The organism is Kitasatospora sp. NPDC015121 (assembly GCF_055562955.1).
This window is the reverse complement of the sequence record NZ_JBVHEH010000017.1, coordinates 69,783-89,098: the sequence shown is the minus strand read 5'-3', so window position 1 is coordinate 89,098 and position 19,316 is coordinate 69,783. Positions and strand designations below refer to the sequence as shown.

The following is a 19,316-nucleotide window of genomic DNA, read 5'->3' as shown; positions in this document are numbered from 1 at the left end:
GCGGGGGCCGGGGTCAGTCCGCGCCGAGGAGGTGGAGCAGTTCGGCGATCAGGAAGTGGGCGCCGGTGTAGCCGATGCCCTGGAACCAGAGCTGGTCGTCGACCCGGAAGGCGCGGTGGGCGCGGACGGCGGCCAGGTTGTGCCAGGCGGGGGAGGCGAGGGCGGCGGTGAGGCCGTTGCGGGCGGGGTCGCCGTAGCCCGCGTACAGCAGCAGGTCGCCGTCGGCGGCGGCGAGTTGGTCGGGGGCGGTCTCGGTGGCGAAGCGGTCGGCGTTCTGCGGGTCGGGGCGGGGGAGGCCGAGGTCGTCGAGCACGCTGCCGGGGAAGTTCTGCCGGGCGTACAGCCGGACGGTGGGGGAGCCCTCGACGAACCGGACCAGGCTGATCCGCTGCCGGTCGGCCCCGGCGGAGGAGAGGGCGCGGCGGGCCTGGTCGAGGTGGCGTTCGTAGGCGGCGAGGACGGCGGCGGCCTGTTCGCGCCGGTCCAGGGCGGTGGCGTGCAGGCGGAAGTCGTCCTTCCAGGACGCGCCGGTGGTCCGGGTCAGGACGGTGGGGGCGGTGGCCCGGAGGGCGGTGGCGTGGGCGGCGTCGCGGGTCCGGTTGCCCAGGATCAGTTGCGGGCGCAGCGCGCCGATCGCCGCCGTGTCGGGGGCGGCCCCGATGTCGCCGACCACGGTGACCTCGGCCAGGCGGGAGGCGGGCCAGTAGGCGGGGAGGGCGGCGTCCAGCGGGGCCTTGGCGGCGCCGACGGGGGTGATGCCCAGGGTCATCGCGGAGTCGAGTTCGGCGGTGTCCAGGGTGACCACCCGGATCGCGCCGCCGGGCACGGTCACCGGGCCGTCCGCGTCGGTCAGGGTGATGTCGGGGCGCGGGACGGGGCTGGGCTGGACGGGCGTCGGGGTGCCCGGGCCGGTGGCGGCGGCGGTGCCGTCGGCGTTCTCGGGCAGCGGCTGGACGCCGCCGGGGGGCAGCACGCGCGGGCCGCAGCCGGCCAGCAGGGCGGCGCCGAGTCCGGCGAGGGCGGCGCGGCGGGACAGCGGGGGTGGCACCCGGGACCTCCTGCGGCGGGGCGCGGACGGGATGCCGCCAGTATGTCCGGAATGGGGCGTTCGGCCCGGCTTTTCCGGCCGGAAGGCGCAGGTCCGGCGGGGCCTAGGCTGGCGGCATGGCTCTCACCGTCGGCTTCGACCTCGACATGACGCTCCTCGACACCCGTCCCGGCATCAAGGCCACCTACCAGGTGCTGGCCGCCGAGACCGGCACCGTGATCGACGCCGACCTGGCGGTCAGCCGGCTCGGCCCGCCGCTCGCGCACGAGCTGGCCCACTGGTTCCCGGCGGAGCGGGTGGCGGCGGTCGCCGACCGCTACCGCGAGCTGTACGTGGAGCACGCCATCGCGCCGACCCTCGAACTGCCGGGCGCGCTGGCCGCGGTGGCGGCCGTCCGGGCGGCGGGCGGCCGGGTGGTGGTGATCACCGGCAAGTGGGAGCCGAACGCCCGCCGCCACCTGGACAGCTTCGGGCTGGAGGTGGACGCGCTGGTCGGCGACCTGTGGGCGGAGACCAAGGGCGAGGCGCTGCGGGCGCACGGCGTGGGCGTCTACGTCGGCGACCACCTGGGCGACATCCGCGGCGCCCGGGCGGCCGACGCCGTCGCGGTCGGGGTGGCCACCGGCCCGTACGGCCCGGCGGAGCTGACCGCGGCGGGCGCGGACGCGGTGCTGCGCGACCTCACCGAGTTCCCGGCCTGGCTGGCCGGCCACCTGGCCTGAGCCGGTTCAGCCCGAGGCGGCGGCCGCCTGCCGGGCGCGCCGCCGCCGGGTGTTCTCCCGGGCGGTGGCGAACAGCCCGCCCAGGGCGACCAGCAGGCCCAGCGGCATCAGCATCGCCAGCCAGTAGGCGCCCCACGGCAGCCGGGGCAGGTCGAAGACGTACGGCACGAAGACCGCGACGACGGACAGCATGCCGACGCCGAACACGATGCCGCCGACGCGGACCAGCAGGTCGCCGGGGTCGCTCGACCGGTCGCTCACTCTCACCACTCCATTCACGCGGGCCGCGGGTCGTTCCCCCCGATTCTCCCACCGCCCCGCCGGGCGCCCCCTCCGATCGGCGGGGGTGCGGCGGCGCGCGCTCCGACTGGACGCTCAGGGTTCCCAGGAATCTCTCAGGCATGCTGATGATCAGGAGAGAACACGGAACGGTCGAACGGGGAGCGGCGGCGGTATGGGGCTGACCAGTCACAAGGTGCTGGCGCTGTCGGCGCTGCTGTCGGTGCTGCTGGTGGCGGGCACCGTGCGGCTGTGGCCGCGGCTGGCCGGGCGCGGCTGGCGGGCGGTGCTCGGGCGGCTCGCCACCATCGTCGCCACCCAGTTCTCGGTGCTCTGCACGCTCGCCCTGCTGGCCAACAACTCCTTCGCCTTCTACAGCAGTTGGGACGACCTGCTGGGCACCGGCACGAACGAACCGGTGACCATCCAGAGCCAACTGCTGGGCCGCGCCCCGGCCGTCCAGGCACTCTCCGCCGAGCAGGTCCGCGACACCGGTGCGACCGGCCGGGCCCCCGAGCAGTCCGGCCGGCTGGAGAAGGTCCGGCTGCCCGGCGCGAGCACCGGCCTGGCCACCGAGGGCTACGTCTACCTGCCGCCCGAGTACTTCCAACCCGCCTACCAGGACAGGCGGTTCCCCGCCGCGATCGCCATCACCGGGTTCCCCGGCGACGCGAGGAACCTGGTCGGCAAGCTCAACTACCCGTCCGTGCAGCTGAAGCTGACCCAGCAGGGCAGGGCCAAGCCGACCGTGCTGGTGCTGATGCGGCCCTCGCCGGCGATGCCCCGCGACACCGAGTGCGAGGACGTGCCGGACGGCCCGCAGGCCGACCGGTACTTCAGCGCGGACGTGCCCGCCGCGCTGCGCGCCTCGTACCGGATCGCGGACGGCCCGGGCAGCCTCGGGGTGATCGGCAACTCCACCGGCGGGTACTGCGCGCTGAAGCTGGCGATGCGCCACCCCGACGTGTTCGCCGCCGCGGTGTCGCTGTCCGGCTACTACCGGGCCGCCGAGGACGCGACCACCGGCGACCTGTTCGGCGGCGACCAGGGCCGCCGCGACCAGGCCGACCTGGAGTGGCGCCTGGCCCACCTGCCCGCGCCCGCGACCGCGCTGCTGGTCGGCGGCAGCCGGGAGGGCGACGGCGACTACCACGAGCAGACCGAGCGGTTCCGGGCCGCCGCCAGGGGCACCGCCACCAAGGTCTCCGCGATCACCCTGGACCACGGCGGCCACAACTTCGGCACCTGGTCCCGGATGCTCCCGGCCTCGCTCGGCTGGCTCTCCGAGCACCTCGCCGACCCGGCCTGACCGTCCGTCCGGGCGCTTTCCCGACCCCTCCTGACCGGCCGCGCGTCACAGCGCGCAACTCCGTGCGCGCAAGGAGTTTCGACCCGCGCCGGGGCCGGGTATGCAGCCATCGCGCGGGCGGGCCTGACGGATGGCCCACGAACGCCCGCCCGGTACGGATCGGGGGTGTGGGCCAGTGGAGGGCGCAGCAGGCGCGAGGCACGGCCGCGCCCGGGTCCGGAATCCCTTCGCCGTTCCGGTGAACGCTGAGGGATCATTGCTCCACTGAGCGAAACCGGCCGCCCGTTCGGGGCGCCCGCCCGCACATCCATCCGCGGCCCGACGTGGCCGCACGCACCCGATACCAGAGGACTGTTCGAGATGCCCACCGGCCAGGTCAAGTGGTTCAACGAGACGAAGGGCTACGGCTTCCTGTCGCGCGACGACGGCGGCGAGGTCTTCGTCCACACCAAGGCGCTGCCCGCGGGCGTCACCACGCTGCGGCCGGGCCAGCGGGTCGAGTTCGGCGTCGCCGCCGGGCACCGCGGCGACCAGGCGATGAGCGTCCAACTGCTGGACGCGCTGCCCTCGGTGGCCGCCGCCCAGCGCAAGAGCGCCGACGACATGGCCCCGATCGTCCAGGACCTGATCACCAAGTTGGACAGCGTGCTGCCCGGCCTGCAGCGCGGCCGCTACCCGGGCAAGCCGGAGGGGCAGAAGATCGCCATGGTGCTGCGCGCCATCGCCGACCAGTTCGACGTCTGAGCGGCCCTCAGTCGAACGCCAGCGCGCCCGGGTCGACGGCGGGGACGAGTCCCTGCCCGGCGGCCCGGGTGAGCAGGCCGCGGACGGCCGCGTAGCCCTCCTCGCCGAGGTCGGCGGTGAACTCGTTGACGTACAGGCCGATGTGCTGGTCGGCGACGTCCGGGTCCATCTCCTGGGCGTGCGCCAGCACGTACGCCCGGCTGGCCGCCGGGTCGGCCCAGGCGGCGCGCACCGACGCCCGGACGGTGTCGGCCAGTTCGCGCAGCCGCTCGGCGCCCAGCGAGCGGCGGGCGACGATCGCGCCCAGCGGGATCGGCAGGCCGGTGGCCGTCTCCCAGGCCTCGCCCATGTCGGCCAGGCGGTGCAGGCCGTAGCGCTGGTAGGTGAACCGGGCCTCGTGGATCACCAGTCCGGCGTCCACCCGGCCGTCCCGGACGGCCGGCATGATCTCGTGGAACGGCAGCACCACGATCTCGCCGAACCCGCCCGGCACGGCCTCCGCCGCCCAGAGCCGGAACAGCAGGTACGCCGTGGAGCGCTCGCTCGGCACCGCCACCCGCCGCCCGGCCAGCTCCGCCGCCGCCAGCGGACCGGCCGTCAGCACCAGCGGCCCGCAGCCCCGGCCCAGCGCGCCGCCGCACGGCAGCAGCGCGTACTCGTCCAGCACCCAGGGCAGCTGCCCGTACGAGATCTTCAGGACGTCCAGTTCGCCGCGCTCGGCCAGCCCGTTGGTGACGTCGATGTCGGCGAACCGCACCTCGGGCGCGGCCGCGCCCGGGACCAGGCCGTGCGCCCAGGCGTGGAAGACGAAGGTGTCGTTCGGGCAGGGCGAGTACGCGACGCTGAGCGGCTGGGCCATCTCAGACCTCCTTGAGCAGGACGGACGGCGGCGGCAGCGCCGCGAAGGCCCGCTCCAGGGCCGCCAGCGCGTCGCCGATCCGCCAGGACGCGCGGTCGCGCGGCCCGACGGCGTTGGACACGGCCCGCAGCTCGCCGGCCGCGAGCCCCCGGCGGGCGGCCGCCTCGGCCACCCCGAAACCCTCCATCGCCTCGGCCAGCGCCCTCGGGTGACGCCGCCTCAGCGCCTCCGCGCGGACGGCCGAGCCGGTCACCGTGGAGACCGTCAGCACCTCGCCGACCGCGCCGCCGGTGGCCCCGGCCAGCGCCGACACCAGCCCGGGCGGCACCGGGTGCCGGACGGTGCCGAACCCCAGCTCGGTGACGTCCGCGAAGCCGTCCGGCGTCTCGGCGCCCAGGTCGGCCGCCAGCACGGCGTCCGCCACCACCAGCGACCCGAGCGGCGCGGCGGGCGCGAAACCGCCCGCGATGCCCGCCGACAGCACCAGCCCGTACCGGCCGGCCGCCAGCTCCGCCGCCGTCCCCGCCGCCGCGGCCGCCGGGCCGACCCCGGCCGCCAGCACCACGGCCCCGGACCCCGGGCCGAGCCCGCGCCGGACCGCCTCGGCCTCCGCCTCCACCGCGACGACGACGAGCAGCCCGGCGGCGGGGCCGGGCTGCTCGTCGGTGCGCTCAGCGGTCATCGACCGGAGGGTCAGTCGTTCTTGTTCTTCAGCTCGAAGAACCAGATCGCGTAGAAGTCGTTGGTCTCCGAGTCCCGGATCGCCACGGTCACCGAGGTCTTGTCGGTCGCCGACATCACGGTGTGCGCGGGGACCGTCCCGGAGAACGTGGTGCCGCGGCCGTTGGTGATGATCGTGGTGTCGCTCTGCGACTGGGCGGAGCCGCCGTCGGTGAAGGCGAACCAGCCCTTCTTCGCGAGGTCCTTCGGCACGCCGATGCCGACCTGGTCGCTGGAACGGACGTCCAGGATCGGCAGCTTGTCGTCCTTGCCGGCCGCCTCGGCCGCCTTCAGGCAGGCGTTGATCGCGGACTGCTCGATCGGCTTGCCGTCGTTGTAGCAGGCGGGGGCGGCGGTGGTGGACGAGGTGCCGACCACCATGGTGGCCACGTTCTCGCGGGGCTTGCCGGCGTCGCTCGCCCAGTAGATACCGGTACCGAGGGCGGCGGCGCCGACGACGGCGACGCCGGCGATACCGGCGATGGCACGGGTGCTGAGGCTCATGGGCAAGAGGCTACTCGCCTTCCGTGATCACGTGACGCCGGGGTGCCCGAGTCGCCCGAGGTTAGGCCGTGCGCGGGCGTGCCGCGGACCCCCCGGGCGGGCCGCCCGGTCAGGCCACCCGGGGGCGGGCCGCCGAACCGCGCGGGCCGACCCGCAGCAGCGAGCGGAACGTCCACAGCAGCATCACCGTCATCACCGACGCCGCCACCGTCAGCCCCAGCACCGCGTTCAGCGGCAGCGCGATGCCCACCGCGCCGCCCGCCACCCAGCTCAGCTGCAGCACCGTCTCCGACCGGGCGAACGCCGAGGTCCGCACCGCCTCCGGCACGTCCCGCTGGATCAGCGCGTCCAGCGCCAGCTTGCCCAGCGAGGCCGCCATCCCCGCGACGCCCGCCACCACCGCGACCGTCACCACCCCGTACCAGAGCGCCGCCGCGCCCGCCGCCGCCGTCGCCAGCGCCAGCACCGCCGTCACCGTCACCTCCGAACCCCGGGTGCGCAGCCACGACCCCAGCACCGAACCCAGCGCGTTGCCCAGGCCCGCCGCCGCCGCGACGATGCCCAGCGCCACCGTCCCCGGCAGGCCGCCCGGCGGCTCCCGGCGGATCAGGAACGCCAGGAACATCACCAGGAACCCGACCAGCCAGCGCAGCGCCGCCACCCCGCGCAGCGCCAGCACCACCGAGGGCCCGACCGCCCGCAGCACCCCCTTCGGCCGCACCTCCTGTGGCTCGGAGTGCAGCTCCGCGCGCTGCTCGCCCTTCGCCGAATCCACCTGGTGCGGCAGGTGGAAGGCCATCAGCGTGCCGATCACGAACACCACGAACGCGCCGCGCAACGGCCAGGCCGGCCCGAGCAGGTGCAGCAACCCGCCCACCCCGCCCGCCACCAGCGTGGTCAGCAGACCCGCCAGCGTCACCCGCGAGTTCGCCTTCACCAGCGACAGCCGGGCGGGCAGCAGCCGCGGCACCACCACGCTGCGCACCACCCCGTACGCCTTCGACGCCACCAGCACGCCCAGCGCCTCCGGGTACAGCGCCAGCCCGCCGCCGGTCACCACCCCCGCCATCACCCAGGCCAGCACCGCCCGCGCCAGCATCGACATCGCCATCGCCGACCGGCGGCCGTTGGGCAGCCGGTCCAGCAGCGGGCCGATCACCGGGGCGAGCACCGCGAACGGCGCCATCGTGATCAGCAGGTACAGCGCGACCCGGCCGCGGGCCTCGCCGGTCGGCACCGAGAAGAAGATGGTGGACGCCAGCGCCACCGTGATCAGCATGTCGCCGAACGAGTTCAGCGCGTGCAGCTCGATCAGCTTCGCCAGGCCGGACTCGCCCGCGCCCTCCGCCGAGGTCGCCCGCCGGATCCGCCGGCCCGTCCCGTGCACCACCCGGCCGGTGCGGACCCCCGCCCCCGACGCGGCCCGGGCCCAGAAGCCGCGCGCCTTCACCGTCGGGGTGCCGGTGGGCTCCGTCTTCTCGGTGGACGGGACGTCCTGACGGGGCGTCGGACAGGGGGCACCCGCCTCCGGCTCGCCGGGGGCCACAGGATGCTGCCGCGACACGGCGGAGGCCCCCGAACGGCCCTCGGCCTGCTCGGAACCCGGTCCGCGCCGCGGCGGGATCTCCTCCGCCACACACCCATCCTGCCCGAGAATCGCCGACCTAACGAGTGATTGTCCGGGCGTCGGCGCGCCCGCCCCCGGGGCCCGGACTGTGCTGCACCACCGACCGGCGGGTAGCCTGCACTACGCGCATGCCCGGCCTCCCGCAGGGGGGTGGCCGACCTGGGCGGCGCGGCCCGGCCCCGGAGAGGCTCCGGGTCGAGCAGAATGGACCGGCCCCGTGCTCGCGGGGGCCGCCCCGGAGACGTGGCAGCGGCCGCCCGGCGCGGGCCCGCGTACCGGGCGCCGTCAGCGGGCCGCAGGATGACAGGACTGGGAGAGAACCGACGCCGTGAGTACTGCGATGCGAAGCCGTACCCCTGACCGGCTCTGTGCAGAGGCCGTCGACCTCGCCCGCCAGGCAGTGGTGGACAGCGTCGGAGAGGCCGTCGTCGGCCCCCACGTGAAGGCGAGCGCGGACGCCGAGCGCGTCGTCACCCACACCTTCCAGTGCCTCGACCCGGCGTACCGCGGCTGGCACTGGGCGGTGACCGTCGCCCGCGCCCCGCGCGCCAAGAACGTCACCCTGGACGAGGTCGCCCTGCTGCCCGGCGAGGGCGCCGTGCTCGCCCCGCAGTGGGTGCCGTGGAGCGAGCGCCTGCGCCCCGGCGACCTCGGCCCCGGCGACCTGCTGCCCACCGGCGCCGACGACCTGCGCCTGGAGCCCGGCTGGACCGGCGAGGACGAGCCCGCCCCCAACTCGGCGCTCGCCGAGGCCGACGAGGACGAGGTCCCCGCCGACGGCGTCCAGCCCGTGCCCGCCCGCGCCGAGATCGGCGCGATCGCCGAGGAGCTCGGCCTCGGCCGCCCCCGGGTGCTCTCCCGGCACGGCCTGCACCAGGCCGCCGAACGCTGGGAGACCGCGTACGGCCCGCAGACGCCGATGGCGCAGTCCGCCCCCGCCTCCTGCGACACCTGCGGCTTCCTCGTCCCGATCGGCGGCTCGCTCGGCCAGGCGTTCGGCGTCTGCGGCAACGAGTTCGGCCCCGCCGACGGCCAGGTCGTCTCGCTCGCCTACGGCTGCGGCGCGCACTCCGAGGCCGCCGTGCTGCCCGCCCCGCCCGTCCCCAGCGAGCTGATCCTCGACGAGACGGTCGTCGAACCCCTGCCGCTGCACCCCGACCGCGCCTCCGGCTCGGTCGAACCGGACGCGCCCGCCGAGGAACTCGGCCACGCCTGAGCGCACGCCCCGGCACCGGGCCCGCCCCGCGGGGCCGCGACGGAGACGGTGACCCGTCGGCCGTCGCGGCCCCGCGGGCGGGTGACCCGCTGTGCGCGGACCGTCGCAGTCCCCTGGCAGAATGCCGACTCGTACGCAGACCACGCGAAGGGCGGCTCGGCACGTGGAGTCTCGGATCATCGGCAGTGCGGCGTCCCCCGAGGAGTCGGACGTCTTCGACACGGCCGGGCTGCGGCACACCGTGCTCGCGGCGTGGACGGCCGCGCCCGCCCGGTTCCGGGAGGACGCCAACGCCGAGGAGGAGCTCGCGCTCGGCGGCTACCGGGACCGGCTGATCGTCGAACTCGCCCAGAACGCCGCCGACGCGGCCGCCCGCGCCGGCACCACCGGACGGCTCCGCCTCACCCTGCGCGACGGCGTGCTGGCCGCCGCCAACACCGGCGCCCCGCTGGACGCGGCCGGCGTCGCCTCGCTCTCCACCCTGCGGGCCTCCGCCAAGCGCGAGGACGAGCCGGCGGTGGTCGGCCGGTTCGGCGTCGGCTTCGCCGCCGTGCTCGCCGTCAGCGACGAGCCCGCCGTGCTCGGCCACACCGGCGGCGTCCGCTGGTCGCTCACCGACGCCCGCGCGCTGATCGCCGACATCCCGCAGCTCGCCGGGGAGTTGACCCGGCGCGAAGGCCACCTGCCGGTGCTCCGGGTGCCGTTCCCGGCCGAGGGCGAGGCCCCCGAGGGCTACCACACCGTGGTCGTCCTGCCGCTGCGCGACGCCGCCGCCGAGGACCTCACCCGCCGCCTGCTCGCCGAGGTCGACGACGCCCTGCTGCTGACCCTGCCCGGCCTCGCCGAGGTGATCGTCGACACCCCCGAGGGCGTCCGCACCCTCACCCGCACCGAGCACCCGCCGCGCCCCGAACGACTGCCCGCCGTCACCATCACCGACGACGGGCTCGCCACCACCTGGCAGACCGTCAGCGCGGCCGGCACCGCCGCCCCCGAGCTGCTCGCCGACCGCACCACCGAGGAACGCGCCCGCCCCCACTGGACGCTCACCTGGGCCGTCCCCGTCGACGGGGACGGCCGCCCGCAGCGCCCGCGCACCACCCCCGTGCTGCACGCCCCCACGCCCAGCGACGAACCGCTCGGCGTCCCCGCGCTGCTGATCGCCTCGTACCCGCTCGACCCGACCCGGCGGCACGTCGCGCCCGGGCCGCTCACCGACTTCCTCACCGAGCGCGCCGCCGACGCCTACGCCGAACTGCTGCGCGCCCGCGGCGCCGACCTCGGCTCGCTCGACCTGGTGCCCGCCCCGCTCGGCCAGGGCGCCCTCGACAACGCGCTGCGCGCCGCCGTGCTGCGGCGCCTGCCCGAGACGCCCTTCCTGCCGCACCCGCCCGGCACCGAGGAGGGCACCCCCGCGCTGCGCCCGCGCGACGCCGTCGTGCTGGAGGGCGCCGACCACTCGGTGGTCGAGGCGCTCGCCCCGATCTTCCCCGGCCTGCTCCCGGCCGGCCTGGAGCGCCGCACCGAACTGCGCACCCTCGGCGTGCGCCGCACCCCGCTCGCCGAGGTGGTCGACCAACTCGGCGGCCTGGAACGCGAACCCGCCTGGTGGCGGAGCCTGTACGCGGCGCTGGCCGGCGCCGACCCGGAGGCCCTCGGCGCGCTGCCCGTGCCGCTCGCCGACGGCCGCACCGTCACCGGGCCGCGCCGCGTCCTGCTGCCCTCCGACGCCGCCGACTGGGCCGGCTACGAGGGCTACCCCGAGTCCCTCGCCGAGGCCCTCGACCTGCTCGACCTGCGCCTGGCCCACCCCGACGCCGCGCACCCGCTGCTCGCCAGGCTCGGCGCCGCCACCGCCACCCCCGCCGGCGTGTTGGACACCCCCGAGGTGCGGGCCGCCGTCGCCCGCTCGCTGGAGACCGGCGAGGACGACTACGACGCCGCCGTCGACCTCGCCGACGCCGTCCTCGCCCTGGTCAGGGCCGCCGCCCCGGCCGTGGGCGAACACCCCTGGCTGGCCCGCCTCGCCCTCCCCGACGACGAGGGCGAACTCGCCCGGGCCGGCGAACTCCTGCTCCCCGACAGCCCGTTGGCCCACCTGGTGGACGAGGACGAGGCCGCCTTCGTCGACGAGGACCTGCTGGAGCGCTGGGGCCCCGAGGTGCTGGCCGCGACCGGCGCGCTCACCGCCTTCACGCTGGTCCGCGCCGAGGACGTCGTCCTCGACCCCGACGACCTGGAACGCCTCGACCCCACCGCCCCCGCCGACCGGGCCGCCGGCGGCAGCCCGACCGGCCTGATCGACGAGGCCCCCGACGGCCTCGCCGAGTGGTGCGAGGACGCCCTCGAATCCCTGCACGCCGACGACGCCGGGGAGTTGGGCTTCCCGCTGGTCGCCGCCGAACTGCTCGCCGTCCGCGACCTCGACCTGGTCGCCGACGACGCCTGGCCCGAAGCCCTCGCCCTGCTCGCCCAGCCCCCGTACCGGGACGCCGTGGTGGCGCCCGTGCGCACCCTGCTGCCCGACGGCAGCTACACCGACCTGCCCTCGTACACCGCCTGGTGGCTGCGCGACCACCCCGTCCTGGACGGCCGCGAGCCCGCCGGGCTGCGCGCCGCCGGCGCCGACCCGCTGCTGCGCGGCCTCTACGACGAGGCCCGGACCGACCTCGACCCGCAGTTCCTGCACGCGCTGGGCGTGCGCACCACGCTGAACGCGCTGCTCGCCGAACCGCACGGCCCCGACGAGCTGATCGACCGGCTCACCGACCCGCTCTCCGAGGTCAGCCACCGCCAACTCCACGGCATCTACAGCCTGTTGGCCGCCCTGCCGGCCGAACGCGTCGAACCCCTGGACGTGGTGCGGGCGTTGGCCCCGCTCGACGACGCCACCGGCCGCCGGGACGACCGCACCGTCATCGTCGACGCCGCGCACGCGGTCGTCGCTGACGCCCCCGACCTGGTCGAACTCCTGCACGACCACGCGGTGCTGCCCGTCCACCCGCTGCTCGCCCCGGCCCTCGCCGAACGCCTGCACGTCTCGCTGGCCAGCGAGGTGGCCGGCGGCCGCGTCCTGTCCGAGGGCACCCTGCACCGCACCCCCGCCGTGGTCCGCGAACTGCTGCCCGGCTGCCCCGCCGTCTACGAGGAGCACGAGGAGCTCCTGGTGGTCGGCCCCGACGGCGAGGAGGCGCACGTCGCCTGGCGCTGGGACACCGCCGCGACCGCCCCCGAACTGCCCTACGACCCCGAGGAGACCGAAGCGGCCGACGAGGACGACGAGTTCGACGTCCCGCCGGTCCCCGGCCTGCTGCACGCCGCCACCCCCGAGGGCCTCGCGGCCGGCCTCGCCTGGTCGGTCCACCAGTGGCACCGCCGCTTCGAGGTCCTCGCCGCGCTCACCGAACCGGACCGGGCGTACGAGCTGCTCGCGGCGCGCGACTACGAGTGACGGGCCGGCTGCCCGCCGGAGGACTCAGGCCCGCTCCTTCGCGACCAGGACCCGGGAGGTGACCTCCAGCAGGCAGCCCGCCACCAGGGCGATCGCCACGCCCGTCAACGGGTCGCGCCAGCCGACGAGTTGCAGCTGGAAGAAGTCGGCGAGCCAGGGGACGACCAGGACCAGCGCGAAGGCGCCGGACATCGCGCCGATCAGCAGCAGCCGCCACCAGGTGTAGGGGCGGGCCACGATCGCCAGGACCCAGATCGCGGTGATGAACAGGGTCAGGGTGGCGACCGAGGTGTCGGCCTTCAGGGTCGTCTCGTCGTCGCCCCGGGCCAGCGCGTAGGCGGTGAAGGTCGCGGCGCCGCAGATCACCCCGCCCGGGACGGCCAGCCGCAGGACGCGGCGGACGAAGCCGGTGCGGGCCCGCTCGTTGTTGGGGGCGAGGGCGAGGAAGAACGCCGGGATGCCGATGGTCAGCGAGGAGAGCACCGTCGAGTGCCGGGGCAGGAACGGGTACGGGACCTGGGTGAAGACCACCAGCAGGGCGAGCAGCACCGAGTAGACCGTCTTCACCAGGAACAGCCCGGCGACCCGCTCGATGTTGCCGATCACCCGGCGGCCCTCGGCGACCACCGAGGGGAGGGTGGCGAAGCGGTCGTCGAGCAGCACGATCTGGGCGACCGCCCGGGTCGCGTCCGAGCCGGTGCCCATCGCGACGCCGATGTCGGCGTCCTTCAGGGCGAGGACGTCGTTGACGCCGTCGCCGGTCATCGCGACGGTGTGGCCCTTCGACTGCAGGGCGCCCACCAGGGCGCGCTTCTGCTGTGGGGTGACCCGGCCGAAGACGGCGGTGCGGTCGGCGGCCTCGGCCAGCTCGGCGGGGTCGGTCGGCAGGGTGCGGGCGTCGGTCGCGGTCTCGGCGCCGGGCAGGCCGAGGTGCGCGGCGACGGCACCGACCGAGACGGCGCTGTCCCCGGAGATGACCTTGGCCCGGACGTCCTGGGAACGGAAGTAGCGCAGCGTGTCCGCCGCGTCGTCGCGCAGCCGCTGCTGCAGCACCAGCAGGGCGAGCGGCCGCAGCCGGGCGGCCGGGTCGGGGTCGTCCAGCGGCAGCGGGCTGCGGCCGAGCAGCAGGACCCGCAGGCCCCGGGCGCCCAGCTCGTCGACCTCGGCGAGCACGGAGGAGCCGGCCGGGAGCAGCACGTCCGGGGCGCCGAGCAGCCAGCTGCCCTCGGTGCCGCCGGGTTCGAGCAGCTGGACGCCGCTCCACTTGCGGGCGGACGAGAACGGGATCGCCTCCAGCACCCGCCAGCGGCCCTCCGGCGGCGGCCCGTACGCGTCGATGACAGCTCGCATGCTGGGGTTGGGGCGGGTGTCGGCGGCACCGATCGCGCCGAGCGCCTCGGCCAGCACGGCCTTGTCGGCCGGATCGACCTGGTCGGTCCGGTCGGTCCGGTCGGTTCGCGGGTCCTGCGGGGTGCCGTCCGGGGGATCGGATGGGGAATCGGACGGGGAATCGGACGGAGTGGTGAGCGGGCGGAGGTCGACCAGGTCCATGCCGCCCTCGGTGAGGGTGCCGGTCTTGTCCAGGCAGACGGTGTCGACCCGGGCCAGGCCCTCGATCGCCGGCAGCTCCTGGACCAGGCACTGCCTGCGGCCGAGCCGGACCACGCCGATCGCGAAGGCCACCGAGGTCAGCAGCACCAGGCCCTCGGGGACCATCGGCACGATGCCGGCCACCATCCGGCGGACCGCTTCCCTCCAGTCGTTGCGCTCCACGGCGAGCTGGCTGATCACCAGGCCGATCGCGGTCGGGACCAGCAGGTAGGTGATGAACCGGAGGATCTGGTCGATGCCGGTGCGCAGCTCGGACTTGACCAGGGTGAACTTGCTGGCCTCCTCGGCGAGCTTCGCGGCGTACGCCTCCTTGCCGACCTTGGTGGCGGTGAACGCGCCCGCGCCGGCCACCACGAAGGAGCCGGACATCACGTGGTCGCCGGGGTGCTTGAGGACCGGGTCGGGCTCGCCGGTCAGCAGCGACTCGTCGACCTCCAGGCCGTCCGCCTCGGTCACGGTGCCGTCCACCACGACCTTGTCGCCGATGCCGAGCAGCACGGTGTCGTCCAGCACGATCTCGCCGGTGCCGACCTGCACGGCGGCGCCGTCCCGGCGGACCTGGGGGCGGGCCTCGCCGATCAGCGCGAGGCTGTCCAGGGTCTTCTTGGCGCGCAGCTCCTGGACGATGCCGATCGCCGTGTTGGCGACGATGACCAGGCCGAACAGGCCGTCCTGGATCGGGCCGACGACCAGGATGATGCCGAACATCACCCCGATGATCGCGTTGAAGCGGGTGAACACGTTGGCCCGGACGATCTCCCGCAGCGAGCGGCTGGAACGCACCGGGACGTCGTTCACCTGCCCGCGGGCGACCCGCTCGGCGACCTCGGCCGCGCTCAGCCCGGGCTGGTACGCGCCGCCCGCGCCGGTGGGGTGCGCGCCCTCGCCCGGGACGGGGCCGGGCGCGGCGGTGCCTTCCGCTGAGTGCGTCATGGCACGACTCTAGGTGGGCGATTTGTCCGGTGCGCCCCGCTTGGGAACGATTCCGGCCGGACGGGTGGCGGGGGCGGGCGGGTGCTACCGGGCCGGTTCGGCGGCCGCCTCGGCGGCGCGGGCGCGGCGGATCGCGGCCCGGCGGGCGGTGCAGTACTTCAGGCCGATCAGGCCGAGCAGGCCGCCGGACAGGCAGATCCACGGCCAGGTGCCGTGGCCGTGGTCGGACAGCCGGCCCTGGAACGGCACCAGCGCCACGAATCCGACGAACCACAGCACCGTCCCGGTGCCGACGATGGCGACGTCGTTCCCCTCCAGGGGCGGCGGGGCGGAGCGCAGGGCGGTCTTGGGCATGCGCCCTAGCCTACGGGGCGGTCCCGGGGGGCCGGGAGAGGCGGTCGGGCTTTCCCGGCGGGCCGCCCCTCCCGGCTCCCGGCACGCCCCGCGGGGCGGCTCCCGGGTCGGTCCCCGGGTGACTCCCGGGTGGCGGGGTGCGACCGGACGGCGTCCGAACGTGAGCGGGAACGACCGCAACGGATGCGGTCTACGCGCGAAGATGGCGCGTGCACGACCGGTGTCGACATACTGAAATCCCCCTTATCACCCCTCCCCGTCCCACCCCGCCCTCACCCCCACCCGGACTCCCGGCCTCCCCCGGCCTCTCCCGATCGAGGACCCCCGACATGTCTCCGCAGGCCCAGTCGACCGCCGCGTCGCCCGAGCCCTCCCAGAACGCGCCGCAGCCCCCGTCCGGCGCCCTGGACCGCTTCTTCAGGATCTCCGAGCGGGGTTCCACCCTGCCCCGGGAGATCCGCGGTGGTGTCGCCACCTTCTTCACGATGGCGTACATCCTGGTGCTCAACCCGATCATCCTGGCCTCGGCCACGGACATGAACGGCACCCACCTCGCCGGCGGGCAGCTGGTCACCGCGACCGCCCTCACCGCCGGCCTGACCACCCTGCTGATGGGCGTCATCGGCAACGTCCCGATCGGCCTGGCCGCGGGCCTGGGCGTCAACACCATCGTCGCGCTCCAGCTCGCCCCGCAGATGACCTGGCCGGACGCCATGGGCATGGTCGTCCTGGCCGGCTTCGCGATCATGCTGCTGGTCGCCACCGGCCTGCGCGAGCGCGTCATGAACGCCGTCCCGCTCGGCCTGCGCAAGGCCATCGCGATCGGCATCGGCCTGTTCATCACCCTGGTCGGCCTGGTCGACTCCGGCTTCGTCACCCGCATGCCGGACGCCGCCCACACCACCGTCCCGCTCCAGCTCGGCATCGGCGGCCACCTGCACGGCTGGCCCGTGCTGATCTTCATCCTCGGCCTGCTGCTCACCATGGCCCTGGTCATCCGCAAGGTGCCCGGCGCGATCCTGATCTCGATCGCCGTGATGACCGCCGCCGCAGTGGTCATCCAGGAGTTCGCCGACCTCTCCGCCGAGGTCTGGGGCCTCACCGTCCCGGCCTGGCCCGGCAACCCGGTCGCCACCCCCGACTTCGGCCTGGTCGGCCACTTCAGCCTGTTCGGCGGCTTCCAGCACGTCAGCGTGCTGACCGGCATCCTGTTCGTCTTCACCGTGCTGATGAGCTGCTTCTTCGACGCGATGGGCACCATCCTCGGCGTCGCCGACGAGGCCCACCTGCTCGACGAGAAGGGCGACCTCCCCGGCATCAACAAGGTCCTGATGGTCGACGGCATCGCCACCGCCGCCGGCGGCGCGACCTCCGCCTCCGCCAACACCTGCTTCGTCGAGTCCACCGCCGGCGTCGGCGAGGGCGCCCGCACCGGCTTCGCCTCCCTCGTCACCGGCGCGCTCTTCCTGCTCGCCCTCTTCCTCACCCCCCTCGCGACCATGGTCCCCGCCCAGGCCGCCACCCCCGCCCTGGTCACCGTCGGCTTCCTGATCCTGGCGAACTCCATCAAGGAGATCGACTGGTCCGACTACACCATCGCGATGCCCGCCTTCATCACCATCGTGATGATGCCGTTCACCTACTCCATCACCAACGGCATCGGCTTCGGCTTCATCACCTTCTGCCTCCTGCGCGTCGTCGCCGGCCGCGCCCGCACCGTCCCGATCGCGATGTACGGCGTCGCCGCCGTCTTCGCCTTCTACTACCTGATGCCCGCGCTCGGCCTCCTCTGACCCGAACCGCCCTGCTGCGACGGCGGCCCCGCACTCCTGGACGAGTGCGGGGCCGCTTTCGATGTCGACGACCTCCCGCGGCGCGGCGGAGGCCGAGCGGCACGGGGTCACCGGGCCGCCCATGCGCCGGGTGGTGCCGGCGGAAAAAAACCCGAGGTGGGGGCGGGGGTGGGCGGGTTAGGGTGGGCGCGTCCCAGGGCGGCCGTCTACCGCTCTTCCCGTGACGCGAGCAACGCGTCCGCAACCCAGGGAGTTGCTTCGGCATGGTGCGTGTCCTCATCGGTGAGCTGTCGGCGGCGGTCGGGCGGACGGTGACGGTGAAGGGGTGGGTCAACACGCTGCGGCTGCAGAGCAAGGTGCAGTTCGTGGTGGTGCGGGACCACACGGGGATGGTGCAGGTCACGCACCGGCGCGGGGGCGAGGGGGACGTGCTGGGGGAGTCGCTGCGGGGGCTGACGGTGGAGTCGGCGGTGGTGGTGACGGGGCGGGTGGTGGAGAACCCGGTGGTGAAGCTGGGCGGGCTGGAGATCGTTCCGGAGCGGGTCGAGGTGGTGTCGGCGGCCGAGCCGGGGCTGCCGATCGGGCCGGAGACCGGGGCGGAGCAGCGGCTGAACTGGCGGTTCCTGGACCTGCGACGGCCGGAGCGGCGGCTGGTGTTCGAGGTGCAGACCACGGTGGAGCGGGCGATGCGGGAGTTCGCGGCCGAGCAGGGCTGCACCGAGCTGCACACGCCGAAGCTGATGGGGACGGCCTCGGAGTCGGGCGCGGAGGTGTTCGAGGTCGGGTACTTCGAGCGGAAGGCGTACCTGGCGCAGTCGCCGCAGTTCTACAAGCAGATGGCGGTCGCGGGCGGCATCGACCGGGTCTTCGAGATCGGTCCGGTGTTCCGCGCGGAGCCCTCGTTCACGTCCCGCCACGCGACCGAGTTCACCGGGGTGGACGTCGAGTTGGCGTGGATCGACGGCGTGGAGGACGTGATGTCCTTCGAGGAGCGGATGCTGCGCCGGGTGCTGGAGCGGGTCGCCGAGCGGCACGGCGAGGAGGTCGAGCGGCACTGGGGCGTACGGGTCGTGGTGCCCGAACTGCCCTTCCCCCGGCTGACGATGGCCGAGGCGGTGCGGAGGCTGCGGGGCGCCGGGTGGGACCCGGAGGGCGTCCGGGAGGACCTCGACCCGGAGGGCGAGCGGCTGCTCAGCGCGCTGGTGGCGGAGGAGACCGGGCACGAGTTCGTGTTCGTGACGGGCTTCCCGGCCTCGGTGCGGCCGTTCTACCACCTGCGGTCGGCCGACGACCCGGCGGTCACCGACTCCTTCGACCTGCTCTGGAAGGGCGTGGAGATCACCACCGGCGCGCAGCGCGAGCACCGCCACGGCCGACTGGTCGAGCAGGCCCGGGAGAAGGGCCTGGACACCGGCCCGGAGGGCCCGCTCGGGCGGTACCTGGACTGCTTCCGGTACGGCATGCCGCCGCACGGCGGGTTCGGCCTGGGGCTGGGCCGGGTGCTGATGCTGGCGCTCGGGCTGCCCTCGATCCGGGACGCGGTGTTCCTCTTCCGCGGCCCGAACCGGCTGGAGCCGTGAGGCCGTTCAGTCGCGAGCCCGGCCGGTGCGGGTGGAGCCGGGGGGCCACAGGACGTCCACCGGCAGTCCGGCGGCCCGGGCGGCGGTGACCATGTCGGCCGTCCCGCCCGGCCCGTTGCCGGGGCCGCCGTCCCAGACGGCGAGCACCCGGTCCGCGAGCAGCAGCAGCCGGTCGTTGGCGGCGACGTACGCGGCCGGGTCGAGCCGGGCGGCGGGCAGGACCAGGACCTGCCGGGCGGCGGCCCGCAGCCGGTCGAACGCGGCGCGTTCGGCCGGGGTGGCCCGCGGGTCCGGGTAGTCGGGCCCGGGCAGCACGGCGACCAGCCGGCCGCCCCGGGCCAGCACGGCGTCCGCGAAGAGCGTGTCGGCGCCCGGCGCCAGGCAGGAGACGCCGGTCAACTCGGCGGCCGGGTACGGGGCGAGGTACGCGTCCAGGGCGGCGCGGACGGCGCGGGAGGTGGCCGGGGCGAGGTCCAGGTGCCCGGTCACGGCGATCACGGGCATGGCGGGCGCTCCCAGGACCGGTGGCGGATGGTGTGCCGGATCCTGCCAGGACGGCGGCCCGG

Annotated in this window: 16 protein-coding genes; 7 read left to right on the top strand and 9 right to left on the bottom strand. The window is 75.3% G+C overall.

Annotated elements, in window-relative coordinates; translation table 11 throughout:
• Positions 1-13: 13 nt before the first annotated feature.
• Positions 14-1,048: an ABC transporter substrate-binding protein gene (locus ACZ3J7_RS25570; RefSeq protein WP_465625083.1), complete on the bottom strand. Its 1,035-nt coding sequence runs from the start codon at positions 1,046-1,048 to the stop codon at positions 14-16.
• Between the two features lie 116 nt (positions 1,049-1,164).
• Between ACZ3J7_RS25570 and ACZ3J7_RS25565 the strand changes: the two genes are divergently transcribed.
• The gene (locus ACZ3J7_RS25565; protein WP_465625081.1) at positions 1,165-1,770 is read left to right on the top strand and encodes an HAD family hydrolase; all 606 of its coding nucleotides are present in this window, start codon (positions 1,165-1,167) and stop codon (positions 1,768-1,770) included.
• Between the two features lie 6 nt (positions 1,771-1,776).
• Here ACZ3J7_RS25565 and ACZ3J7_RS25560 read toward each other — a convergent pair whose 3' ends face one another.
• Positions 1,777-2,031, bottom strand: a complete 255-nt coding sequence (locus ACZ3J7_RS25560; RefSeq protein WP_465625079.1) for a hypothetical protein — start codon at positions 2,029-2,031, stop codon at positions 1,777-1,779.
• A gap of 193 nt (positions 2,032-2,224) precedes the next feature.
• Here ACZ3J7_RS25560 and ACZ3J7_RS25555 point away from each other — a divergent pair, with 193 nt between their 5' ends.
• Together ACZ3J7_RS25555 and ACZ3J7_RS25550 are read left to right on the top strand one after the other, a co-directional pair.
• Positions 2,225-3,358, top strand: coding sequence for an alpha/beta hydrolase (locus tag ACZ3J7_RS25555; RefSeq protein WP_465625077.1), 1,134 nt, complete (start codon positions 2,225-2,227; stop codon positions 3,356-3,358).
• A 360-nt stretch (positions 3,359-3,718) separates the two neighbouring features.
• Positions 3,719-4,102, top strand: coding sequence for a cold-shock protein (locus ACZ3J7_RS25550; RefSeq protein WP_014137515.1), 384 nt, complete (start codon positions 3,719-3,721; stop codon positions 4,100-4,102).
• A gap of 7 nt (positions 4,103-4,109) precedes the next feature.
• On the opposite strand, the gene ACZ3J7_RS25545 is transcribed toward ACZ3J7_RS25550, so the two are convergent.
• The 4 genes from ACZ3J7_RS25545 to ACZ3J7_RS25530 all read right to left on the bottom strand — a co-directional run bounded on the left by ACZ3J7_RS25545 (position 4,110) and on the right by ACZ3J7_RS25530 (position 7,635).
• Complete coding sequence (locus ACZ3J7_RS25545; protein ID WP_465625075.1) at positions 4,110-4,961, bottom strand: 1,4-dihydroxy-6-naphthoate synthase; 852 nt, start codon at positions 4,959-4,961, stop codon at positions 4,110-4,112.
• A gap of 1 nt (position 4,962) precedes the next feature.
• Positions 4,963-5,643: a futalosine hydrolase gene (locus ACZ3J7_RS25540; protein WP_465625073.1), complete on the bottom strand. Its 681-nt coding sequence runs from the start codon at positions 5,641-5,643 to the stop codon at positions 4,963-4,965.
• Positions 5,644-5,654: 11 nt separating this feature from the next.
• Complete coding sequence (locus ACZ3J7_RS25535; RefSeq protein WP_465625071.1) at positions 5,655-6,185, bottom strand: hypothetical protein; 531 nt, start codon at positions 6,183-6,185, stop codon at positions 5,655-5,657.
• 109 nt (positions 6,186-6,294) lie between these two features.
• Positions 6,295-7,635 carry an MFS transporter gene (locus tag ACZ3J7_RS25530; protein ID WP_465625248.1) on the bottom strand — a complete coding sequence of 447 codons (1,341 nt, stop codon included), beginning with the start codon at positions 7,633-7,635 and terminating at the stop codon, positions 6,295-6,297.
• A 517-nt stretch (positions 7,636-8,152) separates the two neighbouring features.
• Between ACZ3J7_RS25530 and ACZ3J7_RS25525 the strand changes: the two genes are divergently transcribed.
• Both ACZ3J7_RS25525 and ACZ3J7_RS25520 read left to right on the top strand, forming a co-directional pair.
• Positions 8,153-9,028 carry a DUF3027 domain-containing protein gene (locus tag ACZ3J7_RS25525; RefSeq protein WP_465625069.1) on the top strand — a complete coding sequence of 292 codons (876 nt, stop codon included), beginning with the start codon at positions 8,153-8,155 and terminating at the stop codon, positions 9,026-9,028.
• Between the two features lie 163 nt (positions 9,029-9,191).
• Positions 9,192-12,479, top strand: coding sequence for a sacsin N-terminal ATP-binding-like domain-containing protein (locus ACZ3J7_RS25520; RefSeq protein ID WP_465625067.1), 3,288 nt, complete (start codon positions 9,192-9,194; stop codon positions 12,477-12,479).
• A 24-nt stretch (positions 12,480-12,503) separates the two neighbouring features.
• Here the strand turns inward: ACZ3J7_RS25520 and ACZ3J7_RS25515 are convergent, their stop codons facing one another.
• Together ACZ3J7_RS25515 and ACZ3J7_RS25510 are read right to left on the bottom strand one after the other, a co-directional pair.
• The gene (locus ACZ3J7_RS25515) at positions 12,504-15,023 is read right to left on the bottom strand and encodes an HAD-IC family P-type ATPase (RefSeq protein WP_465625066.1); all 2,520 of its coding nucleotides are present in this window, start codon (positions 15,021-15,023) and stop codon (positions 12,504-12,506) included.
• A gap of 84 nt (positions 15,024-15,107) precedes the next feature.
• Entirely contained in the window at positions 15,108-15,377 is a 270-nt protein-coding gene (locus ACZ3J7_RS25510; RefSeq protein ID WP_465625064.1) for a DUF2530 domain-containing protein, read from the bottom strand.
• A 329-nt stretch (positions 15,378-15,706) separates the two neighbouring features.
• Here ACZ3J7_RS25510 and ACZ3J7_RS25505 point away from each other — a divergent pair, with 329 nt between their 5' ends.
• Together ACZ3J7_RS25505 and aspS are read left to right on the top strand one after the other, a co-directional pair.
• The gene (locus tag ACZ3J7_RS25505; RefSeq protein WP_465625062.1) at positions 15,707-17,170 is read left to right on the top strand and encodes an NCS2 family permease; all 1,464 of its coding nucleotides are present in this window, start codon (positions 15,707-15,709) and stop codon (positions 17,168-17,170) included.
• A 263-nt stretch (positions 17,171-17,433) separates the two neighbouring features.
• A complete protein-coding gene (gene aspS / locus ACZ3J7_RS25500) occupies positions 17,434-18,750 on the top strand; it encodes an aspartate--tRNA(Asn) ligase (protein WP_465625060.1) in 1,317 nt (438 codons plus the stop codon).
• Between the two features lie 6 nt (positions 18,751-18,756).
• Here aspS and ACZ3J7_RS25495 read toward each other — a convergent pair whose 3' ends face one another.
• A complete protein-coding gene (locus ACZ3J7_RS25495; RefSeq protein WP_465625058.1) occupies positions 18,757-19,254 on the bottom strand; it encodes a hypothetical protein in 498 nt (165 codons plus the stop codon).
• Positions 19,255-19,316 lie beyond the last annotated feature (62 nt).